A 12,451-nucleotide genomic window follows, 5' to 3' on the forward strand; every position below is an offset into this window, starting at 1 on the left:
CCCTATCCCAGGAGGGACAGAAAGACGGAGGATTCCGCCTTTCGAAGGTGTTCGTCGACGGTGCTCGTCGCACAGTCGAGTTCGTTCGCGATGTCCTGATGTGTCGCCCGCTTCGGAACGTCGTAGTACCCGATTTCGACCGCCGTCCGAAGCACCTCCTGCTGTCGCGTCGTCAGGTCGAGAATCGACCACTTGCACGTCGGATCGTACTCGCCGGTTTTGATGATCTCGTCGTCGAAGTCGTCGGGAATCTCCTGATACGCGTGCTGAATCAGCTCCTCTTTTCCCGCGACGGTCAGTCGAAGCGAATCGGAGCCGATGAACTCGATCGGCGTCTCGACGATCAATCCGTCCCTCCCAACGAGCGACATGAGCGTCGAGGCCGGTTCGCCGGAGTCGACGGACAGGTAACAGTAGACGTCCGTCCCCGTTCCCTCGAAGAGGTCCCACTCGAGGACGAGGGGATGCTCCTCGAGTCGCGAGCCGACGTTCTCGGCGGACCCGCGGAGTCGGTACAGGAGGATGCCGGTGCCGTCCGGGAACGAATCGACGTAGATCAGTTCGGCGCGTTCGAGCCCCGGTTCGGTCGCCAGTCGCCGACCAACGGGATGGACAGCACCGGCCGGCGGCGTCAGTTCGAGTCGAACGTATCTCATTGTTCGAGTCGGAACCGGACTCGATCCACGGACGAGCCCGTCGTCTCGAGGTCGGTCGATCGAATCGGAATCGTCGGTTCGACCGGCGTCGTACTGTTCGTCCCGTTTCGAACCGTTTCCAGGATGTTCGCCTGACTGCTCGGTTCCGGTATCGTTTCGTCGATCATGGTTCTCCGCTGGTTCGTCTTTCGAAGGGCGTTTCGCGCGTCGAGAGCGGCGCTCGTGGACGAGTTGGCCCGCGTTGCGCTCACAATACGACTCGACGTGCACGGACCGGCACACTCGCTTCGTTCCGGTCCGGAGTGTCACAAATACCGTCACTTCGACGGTATATAAAAACATTATTCCGATTATGACACGCTATTTAAATAATGGGCGGGTACCGGTCACCCGCGGTGCCGTCTCGAGCGACGTGCGCTGCGCCGATCGGGGACGGTTTCGGTTCCGTGTCGACGGACTGGCACGGAGAGATCGAACTGTGAGGAGTCGGACCGATCGTCTTCGAACACAATCGCACCGCCCTCACCGAGACAGCGTCCACGAGACGGGTTAGCTATCGGTTTCGTCCGCCTCGAGGAGTGCCCAGAACCGTTCGGTGTCGCCCTCGAAGCGCTCGAGCAGGTCGCGCATTTCGGATCGGTGGTCGTCGGTGACTTCGACGTGGACCATCCCTTCGCCGGGTTGGCCGTAGACGACGCTCGCGCCCTCGGGTGCGGCGACGATCGCCGGCAGGGCGACTAGATCCTCCTCGCCGTCGACCAGGATCGTCGTCGGTTCGTCGGTCGACAGCGCGCGCCGGAGTGCTCGAATAACGGGGACGGAGAGTTCGGCGGGCGGGTTCCGCACCTCGATGCTCGCGCCGGACGTGACCGCGTCTCGAATCTCGTCGTCGACGGCTTCGCGTTTCGTTCGGCCGTCGACGAGCGCGACGTCGGGCTGGTGGCCCGCCTCGAGCAGATGATAGGTGACGACGTCGCCGACGGCGATGAGCGGACCGTCGACCGCCTCGAGGAGCCGGGAGGCGTCGGTCTCGATCGGGCCCAGCGGCTCCTTGAGCTCGTGGCGGAGGTCGTCGGGCAGAAGCAGTAGCTGTTCGTCGTCCGCGTTCGCCGGGTTCTGGTCGTCGCGAGTCACGTGAGTCAGCGAACCTTCAGGGCGTACGCGCCCGGTTCGGTGATCTGCATCTCCGTCGCGATCTCGCTGTCCTCGGGGTGGGCGATGATGACGTAGCCCGCCCAGTCTTCGGTCAGCGAGGAGGAGTTGCAGGCGTCACAGGTCTCGTTGTCGGGTTCGTTGACCCGGTGACACTCGCGACAGACGAGACGATCGGATGCCATGGTTATTCACCTGCCGTCGCTTCGCGTTTCTCGCGCTCTTCCTCGAGCCAGCCGTGTTTGCCGAGGCCGGGCTGTTTGGCGGTGAGCCCGATCTTCGAGTCCCGTGGGTTGCGTTCGTCGATGCTCTTGGTAACGATACGGGCTCGAACGGCGTCGTCGACGCCGAGCGCGCGGTCGGATTCGTTCGACGACAGCCGCTGGTTCTCGCCGTCGAAGGCGAGGTACTCGTCGCTGATTTGCGAGACGTGGAGCAGCCCGTCGACGGGACCGATGCCGACGAAGGCACCGAACTCGACGACTTCGACGACGGTTCCGTCGACGACTTCCTGCATCTGCGGATCGAACGTCACCGCGTCGAACTCGGCCTCGTAGTAGACGCCCGGTCGGTTCGGCAGCACGGTTCCCTCGCCGATATCGTGGACCTCGGTGACGGAGACGACGCTGCCGACCTCCTCGTCCATCCGCCCCTCGAGCTTGTCCTGGAGCAGTCGTTTGACGAGATTCGGCGAGACGTCGCCGAGCTCTTCCGGTGGTACTTCTACTGTGTCTTTCAGTCTAACCCGTTTGTACATCTATGGTTGAGTGATCGCTAACTTGTTTCTCCCGCGTAATGCAATTACCGGTCTGCTCGCCTCGAGCACCCGGTCGCGCAGCGGGCGGTCGTTCGTGACGACGTAGTCGACGTTCCCCTCGCGGGCGAGTTCGACCAGCGCGTCGTCGGCGTACGATGCCTCCGTGTCGACGACGAGACAGCGTTCGGTCGCCAGATCGTGGCCGACGTTCGCCGCCGTCCCCTCCTGCCCGCCCTTCTCGGACAGTCGGCGGAGTTCCTCGAGGACGGCCTGTGGGATCGTCGGCTCGTAGGCGTCCAGCAGCCGGTCGAGTTCCTCGAACAGCCGAACGTCGAGTTCGACCGGCATCATGAGGGCGCTCGTATCGAGTGCGACTCGCGTCCGCGCGTTCATCGCCTCAGTCCGTGAGTGTTCCCAGGCCGATCAGCCGCCAGCGTGCGCCGATGCGGCGGTTGATCGCGATTTTCGTTCCCGGATCGGCGGCGACGGGGCGCTTGAGTGTGACCTCGCACTCGCCGCTGCGCGCGCTGGTGACCGAGCCGACGGTCGTCGCCGTGCCGACGGTCATCATCAGCGGTTCGCCCGTGCTGATCTCGTCGACCGTCTCACCGCTCTCGGCGCCGACGACCCGCTCGAGCAGGTCGACGTCCATGGTGAACTCGTTCCACGTCGGGGGGAGCGAGCCCGGTGGACCGGCCATCCGGCCGGCCAGCGCGTCGCCTTTCGTCAGCGACGGGTCGAGTCCGGTGCCGACGCCGAGCAGGCCGCCCGGCGTCACGGTGTCGACGGTCTCGCCGCCGGCCTGCAGCGAGCGAATGGTCGTCTCGATCGGCACGTACTCCGTTCGACCGCCCTCCTCGACCTCGCGGCCGGGGCGGATCTCGATCTCGTCGCCGACCTCGAGTTCGCCCTGCACGAGGCTGCCACCGAGAACGCCGCCGGCGAGATCCGCCGCGGTCGTCCCGGGTTTGTTGATGTCGAAACTGCGGGCGACGTGCATCCGGGGGTTCGCGTCGGGGTCCCGATCGGGGGTGGGGATCTCCTCCTCGATCGCCTGGATGAGCAGGTCGAGGTTGACCTCCTGCCCTGCGGAGACGGGGACGATCGGCGCGTCCTCCGCGACCGTGCCCTCGACGAACTCCTTGATCTGGTCGTAGTTGTCGCGGGCGGTGTCGGCGTCGACGAGGTCGACCTTGTTCTGTGCGATGACGATGTTGTCGATCCCGATGATGTCCAGCGCCATCAGGTGCTCCTCGGTCTGGGGCTGGGGGACGGGTTCGTTGGCGCTGACGACCAACACGGCACCGTCCATCAGCGATGCGCCGGAGAGCATCGTCGCCATCAGGGTCTCGTGCCCCGGGGCGTCGACGAACGAAACGGTCCGCAGCGGCTCACTCGCCGAGCCGTCCGGACACTCCTCCTCGACGGTGTAACACTCGGGTTCGTCCAGTCCGTCGCAGTGACGGAACGTGGCGTCGGCGTAGCCGAGTCTGATGGAGATACCGCGTTTCATCTCCTCGCTGTGCTGGTCCGTCCACGAGCCGCTGAGGGCTTGCACCAGCGTCGTCTTGCCGTGGTCTACGTGGCCGACGAGCCCGATGTTCACCTCCGGTTGTCGATTTCCTGCCATAAGACGATGAGTAATCTTGGATATGCCTACCCCCGTGCGCTTGATAAACCTACTGTTCTGGGGGCGTTTTCGCCGGCGGCGAACGCGACTGCACGGGGTTTCAGTCCGACGCTCGCCGGCGGCACGTGCTCACCGCGTGCGATCACAACACCCCCCGCCGAACCGAACGACAGCACGCCATTGCCGGACCAGCCAACAGCGCTCTCGACGCCGAGCCGCCTCACTCGTCGAGCCGTTTTTGACAGATAAAATACAAAAATGGCGTTTAGCGAACGGTTTTGTGGGATTGTGTCGTACGCCCCGCCATGAGCAGATCAGACGTCTCGAGCGAGCGCGAAAGCGTCCTCGAGTGTGCGGAGTGTCTCGACCCCGCCGACGCGTTCGCGCTCGTCGGCAACGAAACGCGGCTCTCGATTCTCGAAGCGCTGTGGGCGACCGACGACACCCCGGTTTCGTTCTCCGAACTGCGCCGCGAGGTCGGCATGCGCGACTCGGCGCAGTTCAACTATCACCTCCAGAAGCTGACCGGCCACTTCATCGCACAGGCGGAAGGCGGCTACGCGTTCAAACACGCCGGAGAGAAGGTGGTCCGTTCGGTGTTGGCGGGCTCGTTCAACGAGCACCCCACCGTCGAGCCGTTCCCGGTCGACGGGTCGTGCGTCGCTTGCGGCGGCTCGCTACGGGCGGTCTACGAGGACGAACGGCTCGCGATCGAGTGTCCCGATTGCGGCCAGGGACACGGCGAGTACGCGTTTCCCCCGGGCGGACTGAACGACCGCACTCCCGACGAGATCGCCGACGCGTTCGATCAGCGGGTCCGACACCTCCACTGTCTGGCCGCCGACGGCGTCTGTCCGGACTGTAACGGCCGCATGCGAACCAGCGTCGTCGAGGACGGCGCGTGCTGTCTCGGCGTCGGCGTTCGCGTCGATCACGAGTGCGTGCAGTGCGGACACACCCTCTGCTCGGCCGCCGGCCTTCGGCTGCTCGACCACTCCGCGGTCGTCAGCTTTCACCGCGAACGCGGCGTCTCGCTCGACGAGCGCCCGTACTGGACGCTCCCCTGGTGCGTCTCCGACGAATACACCCGTGTCGTCGAGCGCGACCCCGTCCGCCTCGAGGTCCGCATCCCGCTCGCGGGCGACGAACTCCGCGTGACGCTCGACGACGACGTCGACGTGGTCGACACGCGGATCGACGCTCGCTGATCGACGCTCCCCTTCTCGCGGTCGTCGAAATCGCCGTCATCGGTTTCGGCCCCCAATCCATCCCGGTACCAGCCGGATTCCCGAAACGGATTTCAGTAGGCTCGCGTACAAAAATATAATTCAGATTACAATTATGGCCGTCCGTCCCCTCGTCTCAGACAGGACAATGATCACACCCAAGCCACCTCGATCGCCACCGCTCGTCACCGATAGCAGCGTTCTCGAGACGGCGTGTATCGCCGCCGGCTCGACGCTCGCCGTCCTCCTGGCGGCCGTCGCCGCGTTCGCGACCGCGTCGGTGGTCGGTGACGACTCACCGCTTGCACTGCCGATTTCGCTGGTCGTCGGCCCCGTGACGTTCGTCGCGCTCGTCGGCGGCGCGAAAGCGATCCGCCGCAGGCTCGCTCGCGGACTCGCGCGTCGCCGATCGGCCGCGACCCGTTTCCGACCGCGGATCGCCCGCAAACCGTGACGGCGGGGCCGGTTCCCCGCGAGTAGCCGGCTGCGCGCTGTCACCGGAACGGCCCTCGCGTTCGCCGAAACGGGGTCGTTTCGAGACGATCTCGGTGCGGCGAACGATACACGAGGTGACGAACCCGACGACTTTTCTCGTCTGCACCCCACCCCACGACCGTGTCGGAGTTCGCGTTCGAACTCGAGCTGTGTGCCCACCTCGAGTCGCGCCGGCCGGGAATCGTCGCTCGCCAGCTCGGTGGGAGCGTCGCCGATCCCGGCGGGCGGATTCTCGACGTGGTCTGCGTCGAACCCGGACCCGAATTCGAAGACCGCGTCGCGATCACGGGGGAGACGATCCCCGACGCCGCGATCGAGTCGGCCGTCGGCACCGGTCGAGCGCGCTACTGGAAGAACGCCTTCGACTGCCACCCCGAGCGGGCTCGCAGCGCCGTCGACCGGGCGCTCGAGATCGGCTTCTTCGAACGCGATCACGGGGCCAGCGCAGCCAGTAGCCGCGAGTACGTCCGACAGGTCGCCCGCTACCCCGACTGGTACGACCGCATCGTCGGGATCGAGAACAAACCCGACCTCGGCCGCCCGGGGGATCTCGAGGCCCAGCTCCGAACCGACGTCAGCCTCGCGCTGGTCGACGCGGTCGTCCTCGCGACCGAGAGTTACGTGACGCGCGCGCACCTGAACCGGATCCCCGAGGCGGTCGGCGTCTGGCGGGTCCACCGCGACGGCGGGGACGGGAGCGACGGGACGGAACCGCCGACGGGGCCGGCGGTCGACGTGATCCGCGAGCCGACGCCGCTGGCCGTCGACGAGCCCGGGATCGAACCGCTCGAGTTTCGCCCGGGCCGAACCGGGATCGACGTCGTAGCTCCCGACGCGAAGGCTCGAGCCCGCCGCCGGCTCGCCGAACGGGCCTACGGCAAGGGGTGGCGAACGTACGCGTTTCCGGACTGTGCCGCGTGTCGTCCGGCGGAGTCGAGCGGTGCGACGCTTCCCCACTGCGAGTGGACGGAACGGGTCGTCGACGCCGGCTCGGAGTGCGGATCGTCGTGTCCGGGACACGAGTCGGTCGCCGACGGGGTCGCAGTCGACCTCGAGGCCGAGCGCGACCGTCGAACCGCGTGGGAGGCCGATCCGACCGGACGGCGACGCCGGCAGTCGGGACTCGATCAGTTCGGCTGACGACTGATCGCGCTCCCGATAGAGACGGTGAGTCGATTCGCTTACAGCACGTACTGCTCGCCGTCGATCGCCAGCGGCTCCTCGAACGCCTCGTCGGCGGGGTAAAAGTGCGCGAGGTGGACCAGCCGCGTCCGATCGGCGTTCAGTTCCGCGGCCAGTGCGAGCGCGCCCTCTCGAGTCATGTGTTTCGTCCCGAACGTCCGGGGGACGCCGTCAGCGTCCTCGTGCCGGCCGCCGATGGGGTGGTACTCGCAGAGGCTCGCCGGGACGATTCCGTCGGCGAGCAGCAGTTCGGCGTCCGCCAGTGCCGCGCGCGACTCGTCGGGAACGTCGTAGCTCGTATCGCCCGTGATCGAGAGCGTCGCGCCCGTCTCGGGGTCCTCGACGGAGAGCCCGTAGCAGACCAGCGGCGGGTGGTCGACCGGCACCAGCGTCACGTCGAGCCCGCAGATCCGGACCGTCTCGAGGGGCGTCGTCGGGACCACGGTGACCGGATCGAGGTAGTGGTAGTCGTCACGGACCGTCTCGGCGACGCTCTTCCCGGTCTTCGGATCGGTCTCGTCGGCCGCGTAGACCGCGAGGTCGTCGAACACGCGAAAGACGTTCCCCAGGCCGTCGAGGTGATCGAAGTGGACGTGGGTGATGACGGCGGCGTCGGGCAGCGGGACGTCGTCGCGGAGGAACTGGTACCGGAAGTCCGGACTGAAGTCGATCAGGAGCGACTCGCCCGTGCGCTCGTTCTCGACGTGTACCGAGAACCGCGTCCGCTCGACGCCGCGCTCGCGAGCGGCCCCGCAGGTGTCGCAATCGCAGCCGACGGTCGGCGTCCCGGTCGTGTCCCCGGTCCCGAGCAGGGTGACGCGCATGGTTACGCGGCCCTCCAGACTGCGCTCGCGGCGCGACCCGGTCCAGGCCCGAGGCCCGCGGATCGCCGCCGCCTACACATACGATCGCCCTTCCTCGAGCGCCGTCCGGACGAACGGGTGCTCCGTCCGGGCGTCGAACCGCTCGGCCGGGAGGACGTGCACCGTAAAGACGACGCCGTGCTCGATCCCGACGGTCTCGGCGAGCGCCTCGAGCCGTCGTTCGAGTTCGCGGTCGTCCGCCTCGTCCTCGAGGACCAGCAGTACCTCCACGGACGTGTGAACGCCCCGGTCGTCGCCCCGGACGGCGTCCCCGAAGACGACGAGTCGGCGGATCGACTCGCCGTGCTCGGCCCGTGCCCGGTCGGCGAACGCGTCCGCGGCGTCTCCCTGTGACGCGTCATCGCTCATGATGGCTGATTAGTAGCCGTCACATAAAGGGTATTCCCCGCGGGAGGGGACGATCCGACTCGGCCTCCGTGTCCGAGTCGCCGACGCCGCACCCGTCGGCATCGGACGTGCGCCGTCGTCGGCCGCACAGCGCTCTGTACCCCGCGTATAGCGCCGCGTACAGCGCCGGCACCGCGAACCCGACGGCGACCGTATTCGAGACTCGCCGCTGGCGAACGCTCGTGTAGCGGCTCGAGTCGGCGACGTGGCCCTCGTCACCCCTCTCGACGGGTTTCAGATCCGGATTCGTGCGCGTGTGTGGCAGTCGGGATACCGCCTCGAGACGGTGCTACTCGACGCCTGAATTGGCGAATTGGTCGGTAGCTGGCTGTTCGGCTCGTCGGAACGGAAAACAGGCGACAGCGGACCGAGACGGCGGTTCGGCACCGAGCGCGGATTCGAATCGGTGCTCAGTGGTCGTGGCTGTGCTCGTGGTCGTGATCGTGGGAGTGTCCGCCGTCGCTGGCCGCGTCGCCGAGGTCGCCGCCGGCGACGAGCGCGTCGTGATCGCCCCCCATCATGTCCATGTTCTTGAGCGTGTCCCGCTCCTCGAACTCCTCGACGGCGTCGAGGAGATCCTCCTGGGTCAGCGTCGTCCGGTCCTCGGTCAGCGCCTCGAGGACGGCCTCGCGGAGCACCATCCGGAGGTCGCTGCCGGTCAGCCCCTCGGTGACTTCGGCGATGAGCTGCGGGTCGAACTCGTCGATGTCCATCGTTCGGGTGATGAGACCGAGGATGTCAGCCCGCATTCCGTGATCGGGCTTGGGGAAGTTGATGATCTCGTCGAAGCGCCGCCAGGCGGCGTCGTCGAGCTGGTCGGGGTGGTTGGTCGCCCCGATGAGCAACACGTCGTCCTCGATGAGCGAGATGTTGTCGATGCTCTTGAGGAGGGTGTTGACCGCTCGTTTCAGGGCGGCGTGTTCGTCGCTGCGACGGGTCTTGGCGACGAAGTCGAACTCGTCGATAAAGAGGATACACGGCGAGAGTCGTTTCGCGACCTCGAAGGTCTTGTCGACGTTTTTCGCCGTCTCGCCGAGGTACTGGCTCGTGATCATCGAGAGTTTGACCTCGACGAACGGCAGGTCCATGTCCTGGGCCAGCGCCTGTGCCGTGGACGTTTTCCCCGTCCCCGGCGGCCCGACGAACAGCAACTTGCCGATCTCACGCAGGCCGATGTTCGCGAGGTAATCCCGGTGTTCGATCGCCTTCGAGATCTTGTCGAGTTCGTTCTCCTGGTCCTCGGTGAGGACGAGGTCGTCGAGCGACATATCGACCTCTTCGGGCGCACGGACCTCGACGAGGTCGAGCATCTCCTCGTCGTCCTCCTCGTCGAAATACTCGTCGAGGAGGCCGTCGATCCAGACGCGGTCGGCCTGAATGGGCCGGTTTCGTTCGCGTGCGTCCTCGTGCGTGACGTCGAACTCGTACTCCTCGTGGTTCGAGAAGTGTTTCGCCAGCGTCGGATTCTCGAGCAGACGCTCCGCGTCGACGCGCTCGGCGAACCACTCCTCGGCCATCTCCCGCTGGGCGAGGGTGATCGTCCCGGAGAACTCGTCGCGTTCGGTGAACATCAGGTCGGCGATGGCCTCCCACGGGCGGTCGACGCCGGTCGCCTCGCGCGCGGTAGTGGTCGTGGCCGAGAGCGGGCGGCTGATGCCGGCGGGTTTGCGACCGCTCCCGCCGCCGTCACCGTCCTCGCTCTCGTCGTCGACGCCACCGGTCCAGAAGACCCGGCGAAACGACGGTGGGAGATCGTTCTCGTCTAGCGTCCGGTCGTCCGAATACACGCTCGTCGTGAGCAGAAACTCCACGACATCGAGCGCCGCATCACTCATTCGGTGAACGTACTCACTACACGTTCTTAACAGCGTCGTCACGCGCAACGTATGCGATGCCGTTCCACCGCACGACGGTGGACCCAGCGCGGCTCGAGGACGGAAACCGGCACAACCGTTTTCGTGTATCGGCACACAGTCACGTGTATGAAGGTGTTGCTGGGTCTCGGCGGCAGCGACGAGTCGGTGAAGACGCTCCGACGGACCATCGAGCGGACGCGCGACGTCGGTGACGACCTCACCGTCGTCGTCGTCGACAAACCCGAATCGAAACGCGCACAGGACGAGATGTACCAGCAGGCGGTCGACCGGCTCGCGGACGCGGGCCTCGAGGAGGTCACGGTCGAGAAACTCGAGGGCGATCCCGGCAGTTCCCTCGTCAATTACGCCGAGCGGGGAGAGTACGACCAGCTGGTCATCGGCGGCGGTACCCTGAGTCCGATGGGAAAGATTCAGCTCGGCCCGATCACCGAGTTCGTCCTGTTGAACGCGCCGACCACGGTCAAACTGGTGCGATAACGATGGCCGGGTCGCGTCAGTATCCCGACGAGCCGGTCGGTCCCTTCCCCTCGCCGCCGACGACGATCGAGGACCGAGAGGGTCGGTCGATCGGAATACGGGCACCGACGCCGTTCACGGGCGACACCCTCTCGGACGTCGTCGACATGTACGATCAGTTCGATCCGACCGACCGAGCGCAGGGGATCCCGCCGACCGGCGAGGACCGCATCCGAAACTGGCTCGAGACGATCGGCGAGGACAGCGTCAACGTCGTCGCCCGCCACGACGGTGCCGTCGTCGCACACGCGATGCTCGTCCCCGACACCGACGATCCGTCCGCCATCGAGCACAGGGAGGACATCGAGTGGGAGCTGGCGATCTTCGTCCTGCAGGCGTACCAGCGGGCCGGCATCGGGACGACGCTGCTGAAAAACCTGCTCGGCCACGCCGCCGACAGCGGCATCGAGCGGGTCTGGCTGACTGTCGAACGCTGGAACAATCCCGCGATCGCCCTCTACGAGCGCGTCGGGTTCGAAGCAACCGGCACCGAGAGCTTCGAGCAGGAGATGGCCATCCTGCTCGAGTCCGAGAGCGACGACGATCGGTGATCGGAGAGTGGTGATCGCGGATCGATGATCGATGATCGCACGCCACGTCCGCCCCGGCGGCGATCGGTCACGGAGACACCGCGGTCAGACCGACAGTACCGGCTGACTCGCGTACGAGAGGACGTACTCGGCGGCCTTCTCGAGGACCTCCGCCTCGGTTTCGGTGACCGGTTCCCGGGGGAGGACGATGAAGTCGGCGTCGACGGCGTCGGCGGTGTCGAGGACGACGTTGCCCGGATGGCGCGTCTTCCGTGTCTGCGAGAAGCCGTCGTCGACGGACGTGACGAGCGGAACGTCGGCGTCGGCGGCGATCGCACCGACGTCGTCGAAAAAGCCCTGGGTGTTCTCCGCGACGTCGGTCTCGTCGACCGTGCCAGCGTCCAATCCCCGGACGACGCCGCGTCCGAGGACGAAAAGCGCGTGCACGGAGGCATCGTATCGGTCGGCGACGGCGACGGCGTACTCGACGGCGGTGGCTGACTCGGCGCTCCCGTCGACCGGTGCGAGGACGGTGTCGACGGAAAACGGCTCGCTGGCGTCCATACGCAGGAGTGGGCGGCCGGTCACAAAAAAGTCACCTCACCGGTCCGCACCGGCCCGGCGATCGTCCCGCTTCGGGGTCGAACAGCGAACAGGGGTGTTTAAGCGACCGCGAGCGCAATCCCAGTCCATGTTCGATACGGTCGTAGTCGCCACCGACGGCTCCGACAGCGTGAAACGGGCCGTCGACGTCGCGCTCGATCTCGCCGACCGGTTCGACGCCGAGGTCCACGCGCTGTCGGTGATCGACGCCAGCGAGGTCGACGCCTCGCCCCAGCAGCTCCGCTCCGAGCTCCGTACCGCCCTCGAGACGACCGCCGACGCGGCGCTCGCGACCGTCGAAGAGCGGGCGGACCGAGCGGTGCAGACCGCCACCCGCGAGGGGCGGCCCGCCGCGGAGATCTGTGAATACGCTCGCGAGGTCGACGCCGACGTGGTCGCGACCGGAACCCGCGGTCGCCACGGCGAAAACCGACTCCTGCTTGGCAGCGTCGCCGAGCGTATCGTCCGGACGTCGCCCGTTCCTGTGCTGACGGTGCGGCAACTCGATCCGGCTGGCGACGGTGACGACGGCGACGAACTCGCTGTCTCCGGCTGA

The 12,451-nt window shown here is 66.6% G+C and carries 17 protein-coding genes; 6 read left to right on the top strand and 11 right to left on the bottom strand.

Annotation, left to right across the window (positions count from 1 at the left end; all coding sequences use genetic code 11):
- Nucleotides 1–2 precede the first annotated feature (2 nt).
- The 7 genes from BMX07_RS15045 to BMX07_RS15070 form a co-directional block, all read right to left on the bottom strand.
- Nucleotides 3–656 carry a helix-turn-helix domain-containing protein gene (locus BMX07_RS15045; RefSeq protein ID WP_175480170.1) on the bottom strand — a complete coding sequence of 218 codons (654 nt, stop codon included), beginning with the start codon at nucleotides 654–656 and terminating at the stop codon, nucleotides 3–5.
- Nucleotides 653–823: a hypothetical protein gene (locus tag BMX07_RS24565; protein ID WP_175480171.1), complete on the bottom strand. Its 171-nt coding sequence runs from the start codon at nucleotides 821–823 to the stop codon at nucleotides 653–655. The genes BMX07_RS15045 and BMX07_RS24565 overlap by 4 nt, the downstream gene beginning before the upstream one ends.
- A 382-nt stretch (nucleotides 824–1,205) precedes the next feature.
- Nucleotides 1,206–1,790 carry a GTP-dependent dephospho-CoA kinase family protein gene (locus BMX07_RS15050; RefSeq protein WP_090618983.1) on the bottom strand — a complete coding sequence of 195 codons (585 nt, stop codon included), beginning with the start codon at nucleotides 1,788–1,790 and terminating at the stop codon, nucleotides 1,206–1,208.
- 5 nt (nucleotides 1,791–1,795) lie between these two features.
- The gene (gene spt4 / locus BMX07_RS15055) at nucleotides 1,796–1,993 is read right to left on the bottom strand and encodes a transcription elongation factor subunit Spt4 (protein ID WP_006180733.1); all 198 of its coding nucleotides are present in this window, start codon (nucleotides 1,991–1,993) and stop codon (nucleotides 1,796–1,798) included.
- Between the two features lie 2 nt (nucleotides 1,994–1,995).
- The gene (locus tag BMX07_RS15060) at nucleotides 1,996–2,565 is read right to left on the bottom strand and encodes a DNA-directed RNA polymerase (protein ID WP_090618986.1); all 570 of its coding nucleotides are present in this window, start codon (nucleotides 2,563–2,565) and stop codon (nucleotides 1,996–1,998) included.
- Nucleotides 2,566–2,958: a PIN domain-containing protein gene (locus BMX07_RS15065; protein ID WP_090618989.1), complete on the bottom strand. Its 393-nt coding sequence runs from the start codon at nucleotides 2,956–2,958 to the stop codon at nucleotides 2,566–2,568.
- A gap of 4 nt (nucleotides 2,959–2,962) precedes the next feature.
- Entirely contained in the window at nucleotides 2,963–4,195 is a 1,233-nt protein-coding gene (locus tag BMX07_RS15070; RefSeq protein ID WP_090618992.1) for a translation initiation factor IF-2 subunit gamma, read from the bottom strand.
- Nucleotides 4,196–4,500: 305 nt separating this feature from the next.
- On the opposite strand from BMX07_RS15070, the gene BMX07_RS15075 reads away from it, so the two are divergent.
- The 3 genes from BMX07_RS15075 to BMX07_RS15085 all read left to right on the top strand — a co-directional run bounded on the left by BMX07_RS15075 (nucleotide 4,501) and on the right by BMX07_RS15085 (nucleotide 7,056).
- A complete protein-coding gene (locus tag BMX07_RS15075) occupies nucleotides 4,501–5,403 on the top strand; it encodes a winged helix-turn-helix domain-containing protein (protein WP_090618995.1) in 903 nt (300 codons plus the stop codon).
- Nucleotides 5,404–5,569: 166 nt separating this feature from the next.
- Nucleotides 5,570–5,875 (top strand): hypothetical protein, encoded by a 306-nt coding sequence (locus tag BMX07_RS15080; RefSeq protein WP_090618998.1) that lies wholly within the window; start codon nucleotides 5,570–5,572, stop codon nucleotides 5,873–5,875.
- A 161-nt stretch (nucleotides 5,876–6,036) separates the two neighbouring features.
- Nucleotides 6,037–7,056 carry a DUF5787 family protein gene (locus tag BMX07_RS15085; protein WP_090619001.1) on the top strand — a complete coding sequence of 340 codons (1,020 nt, stop codon included), beginning with the start codon at nucleotides 6,037–6,039 and terminating at the stop codon, nucleotides 7,054–7,056.
- A gap of 41 nt (nucleotides 7,057–7,097) precedes the next feature.
- Here the strand turns inward: BMX07_RS15085 and BMX07_RS15090 are convergent, their stop codons facing one another.
- The 3 genes from BMX07_RS15090 to BMX07_RS15100 form a co-directional block, all read right to left on the bottom strand.
- Nucleotides 7,098–7,922, bottom strand: coding sequence for an MBL fold metallo-hydrolase (locus BMX07_RS15090; protein ID WP_090619004.1), 825 nt, complete (start codon nucleotides 7,920–7,922; stop codon nucleotides 7,098–7,100).
- 72 nt (nucleotides 7,923–7,994) lie between these two features.
- Nucleotides 7,995–8,330 (bottom strand): hypothetical protein, encoded by a 336-nt coding sequence (locus BMX07_RS15095; RefSeq protein WP_090619006.1) that lies wholly within the window; start codon nucleotides 8,328–8,330, stop codon nucleotides 7,995–7,997.
- Nucleotides 8,331–8,779: 449 nt separating this feature from the next.
- Nucleotides 8,780–10,204, bottom strand: coding sequence for an ATP-binding protein (locus tag BMX07_RS15100; RefSeq protein ID WP_090619009.1), 1,425 nt, complete (start codon nucleotides 10,202–10,204; stop codon nucleotides 8,780–8,782).
- A gap of 147 nt (nucleotides 10,205–10,351) precedes the next feature.
- Here BMX07_RS15100 and BMX07_RS15105 point away from each other — a divergent pair, with 147 nt between their 5' ends.
- Nucleotides 10,352–10,723, top strand: a complete 372-nt coding sequence (locus tag BMX07_RS15105) for a universal stress protein (RefSeq protein ID WP_090619012.1) — start codon at nucleotides 10,352–10,354, stop codon at nucleotides 10,721–10,723.
- 2 nt (nucleotides 10,724–10,725) lie between these two features.
- Nucleotides 10,726–11,313, top strand: a complete 588-nt coding sequence (locus tag BMX07_RS15110) for a GNAT family N-acetyltransferase (RefSeq protein WP_090619015.1) — start codon at nucleotides 10,726–10,728, stop codon at nucleotides 11,311–11,313.
- Between the two features lie 84 nt (nucleotides 11,314–11,397).
- Here the strand turns inward: BMX07_RS15110 and BMX07_RS15115 are convergent, their stop codons facing one another.
- A complete protein-coding gene (locus tag BMX07_RS15115; RefSeq protein ID WP_090619017.1) occupies nucleotides 11,398–11,856 on the bottom strand; it encodes a universal stress protein in 459 nt (152 codons plus the stop codon).
- Between the two features lie 127 nt (nucleotides 11,857–11,983).
- Between BMX07_RS15115 and BMX07_RS15120 the strand changes: the two genes are divergently transcribed.
- The gene (locus BMX07_RS15120) at nucleotides 11,984–12,451 is read left to right on the top strand and encodes a universal stress protein (protein WP_090619021.1); all 468 of its coding nucleotides are present in this window, start codon (nucleotides 11,984–11,986) and stop codon (nucleotides 12,449–12,451) included.

The sequence above is a fragment of the Natrinema salaciae genome (assembly GCF_900110865.1).
Lineage (GTDB): Archaea > Halobacteriota > Halobacteria > Halobacteriales > Natrialbaceae > Natrinema > Natrinema salaciae.